General features: G+C 72.9%; 5 protein-coding genes. 2 read left to right on the top strand and 3 right to left on the bottom strand.

Annotated features, from left to right (window positions below; genetic code table 11):
• On the top strand, positions 1-125 hold a 125-nt coding region (locus Q0112_RS08775; protein ID WP_297974060.1), incomplete at its 5' end, for a coproporphyrinogen III oxidase.
• 117 nt (positions 126-242) lie between these two features.
• Here Q0112_RS08775 and Q0112_RS08770 read toward each other — a convergent pair.
• Together Q0112_RS08770 and glpX are read right to left on the bottom strand one after the other, a co-directional pair.
• A complete protein-coding gene (locus tag Q0112_RS08770) occupies positions 243-530 on the bottom strand; it encodes a hypothetical protein (protein WP_297974058.1) in 288 nt (95 codons plus the stop codon).
• 3 nt (positions 531-533) lie between these two features.
• Complete coding sequence (gene glpX / locus Q0112_RS08765; RefSeq protein WP_297974054.1) at positions 534-1,499, bottom strand: class II fructose-bisphosphatase; 966 nt, start codon at positions 1,497-1,499, stop codon at positions 534-536.
• Positions 1,500-1,613: 114 nt separating this feature from the next.
• Here glpX and Q0112_RS08760 point away from each other — a divergent pair, with 114 nt between their 5' ends.
• Positions 1,614-2,009, top strand: coding sequence for a cupin domain-containing protein (locus Q0112_RS08760; RefSeq protein WP_297974052.1), 396 nt, complete (start codon positions 1,614-1,616; stop codon positions 2,007-2,009).
• 5 nt (positions 2,010-2,014) lie between these two features.
• Here the strand turns inward: Q0112_RS08760 and Q0112_RS08755 are convergent, their stop codons facing one another.
• The gene (locus tag Q0112_RS08755) at positions 2,015-2,554 is read right to left on the bottom strand and encodes a GNAT family N-acetyltransferase (protein WP_297974051.1); all 540 of its coding nucleotides are present in this window, start codon (positions 2,552-2,554) and stop codon (positions 2,015-2,017) included.
• Between the last annotated feature and the right edge of the window lie 84 nt (positions 2,555-2,638).

Raw genomic sequence — 2,638 nt, 5'->3', positions numbered from 1 at the left:
TCAAGCGCGGGCGCTACGCCGAGTTCAACCTGCTCTACGACCGCGGCACCCGCTTCGGGCTCGAGACCGGCCACAACGTCGAGGCGGTGCTGATGTCGCTGCCGCCGGTGGCGAAGTGGCCGTGACGGCCGAGCCGTGCGGCGGCAAGGGCTTACGGGGATTCGTTCGATCTGGAACGCGTATGGAATCCGTATGGCACCTAAAAGAGTCGGGTTCGATTCGTTAACGCAGGCGCCGGGCATTCACCGCTCGGGAGGCTCGCTCGGCGGCGGCATCCCGTCGTCCCAGCGCCGCCGGTTCGGGCGGCGGGGCTTGCCGGTCACCAGGGTCTGCACCAGGCCGCGGCCGGCCGAATAGAGGCCGAAGCCGGCTGCCCCCACCCAGACGACGAGGGTGACCGCCGCGCCGAGCTCACCCTCGAGCGCCGCCGCCCCGAGCATCCAGACCGCGATCAGGATCGCGGCGGTCCAGAGGATCATCCAGACGACGACGAAGGCGGCGTCGAGCCAGCGCCGGCGGCCGGGGGGCACGGCTCAGTTGTTGTGCTGCCGGTAGAAGAGCCGCCGCAGCGAACCGGTCTTCGACCGCATCAGGATCGTCTCGGTCTCCATCCACTCGCCGTCGCGCCGCGCGCCGCTGACGATCGAGCCGTCGGTGACGCCGGTGGCGGCGAAGATCACGTCGCGGGTCACCATGTCGTCGCGCTGGTAGATGCGGTCGAGGTCCTCGATGCCGGCGCTGCGCGCGCGCTTGCGCTCGTCCTCGTTGCGGAAGAGGAGGCGCCCCATCATCTGCCCGCCCATGCACTTCAGCGCCGCCGCCGCCAGCACCCCCTCGGGCGCGCCGCCCGAGCCCATGTACATGTCGATGCCGGTCTTGTTGCTCTCGGCGCAGTGGATGACGCCGGCGACGTCGCCGTCGGTGATGAGGCGGATGCGCGCGCCGGTCGCACGGATCTCGGCGATGAGGTCCTGGTGGCGCGGCCGCTCGAGCACGCAGACCATGACGCCGCTCGTCGAGGTGCCCTTGGCGCGCGCCACCGCGCGGATCCGCTCGGTCGGCGTCATGTCGAGATGGACGAGCCCCTCCTGGTAGCCCGGCCCGATCGCCAGCTTGTCCATGTAGACGTCGGGGGCGTGCAGCATCGAGCCACGCGGACCCATGGCGATGACGGCGAGCGCGTTCGGCATGTCCTTGGCGGTCAGCGTCGTGCCCTCGAGCGGGTCGAGGGCGATGTCGACCTCCGGCCCCTCACCGCTGCCGACCTCCTCGCCGATGTAGAGCATCGGCGCCTCGTCGCGCTCGCCCTCGCCGATCACCACCACGCCCCTAATGTCGAGCATGTTGAGCTGGGTGCGCATGGCGTCGACCGCCGCCTGGTCCGCCGCCTTCTCGTCCCCGGTGCCCACCAGCTTCGCCGCGGCGATGGCCGCCGCCTCCGATACCCGGGCGAGGCCCAGCGACAGCATGCGGTCGGAGAAGATCCGTTCGTCGGACATCGGGCGCCCTTTCCAGCTCGACTGTTCGCGCCATCTAGGCCATGGCGGCTGGCCGGAGCAAGCTCGGATCCGGCGCGCCGCGACGGCGACCCGGCCAGCAAGGAGGCATCGCGCATGGAGATCACCCGCAACGGCACCCGGCCCTCGAGCCCCGGCCCGGCCGAATATTTCACCGGGCGCGTCCGCCGCGACCCGCTCGCCGAGGCGCCGGCGCCGGCCCGCGTGCAGGTCGTCAGCGTCACCTTCGAGCCGGGCGCCCGCACCGCCTGGCACAGCCACCCGCTCGGCCAGACGCTCGTCGTCCTCGGCGGCCTCGGCCGCGCCGCCCGCCGCGGCGGGCCGGTCGAGGAGCTCCGTCCCGGCGACGTCGTCTGGTTCGCCCCCGGCGAGGAGCATTGGCACGGCGCCGGCCCGAGCACGGCGATGACCCATATCGCGATCCAGGAGGCGCTGGACGGCCGGGCCGCCGACTGGCTGGAGCAGGTGAGCGACGCCGACTATCTCGGCTGACGGCGTCAGCCCTCCGGCAGCGTCGCCTCGCCCGGCCCGAGCGGGCGCTGCATCAGCACGGTGTCGACCCAGCGCCCGAACTTAAGCCCGACCGCGCGGAGCGTGCCGGCCTCACGGAACCCGGCCCGCGCGTGCAGCCGGATCGAGCCGAGGTTGCCGCTGTCGCCGATCACCGCCACCATCTGCCGCGCCCCCCAGGCCTCGCAGTCGCGGACAAGCGCGGCGAGGAGCAGGCGCCCGAGCCCGCGCCCGGTCGCCTCCGGCGCCACGTAGACCGAGTCCTCGACGGTGAAGCGGTAGGCGACGCGCGCCCGGTAAGGCGCGGCATAGGCGTAGCCGAGCACCACCCCGTCCGCCTCGGCGACGAGGTAGGGCAGCCCGCGCCCGACGATCCCGGCCCGCCGCCCTGTCATCTCCGCCAGATCCGGCGGCTCCTCCTCGAACGAGCCGAGCCCGTGCAGCACGTGATGGGCATAGATGCGCCGGATCGCTGCGCGGTCGGCCTCCGCCGACGGCCGGACGAGGACGCCCTCCGCCTCGGGCATCGGCTCAGAGCTCCTCGATCCGGATCGCCACCGGCTCCGCCCGGCAGACGTCGAGCCGCGCGATGGCCGCGAGGGCGGCATCGA

The organism is uncultured Amaricoccus sp., assembly GCF_937858865.1.
Taxonomy (GTDB): Bacteria; Pseudomonadota; Alphaproteobacteria; order Rhodobacterales; family Rhodobacteraceae; genus Amaricoccus.
Note: the sequence above shows the minus strand (reverse complement) of the source record. Positions and strands in the feature narration are given on the sequence as shown.

Coding starts and splice junctions, on each gene's coding strand:
- Q0112_RS08760 (WP_297974052.1), top strand. CDS start 1,614: ATGGAGATCACCCGCAACGGCACCCGGCCCTCGAGCCCCGGCCCGGCC.
- Q0112_RS08755 (WP_297974051.1), bottom strand. CDS start 2,554: ATGCCCGAGGCGGAGGGCGTCCTCGTCCGGCCGTCGGCGGAGGCCGAC.
- glpX (WP_297974054.1), bottom strand. CDS start 1,499: ATGTCCGACGAACGGATCTTCTCCGACCGCATGCTGTCGCTGGGCCTC.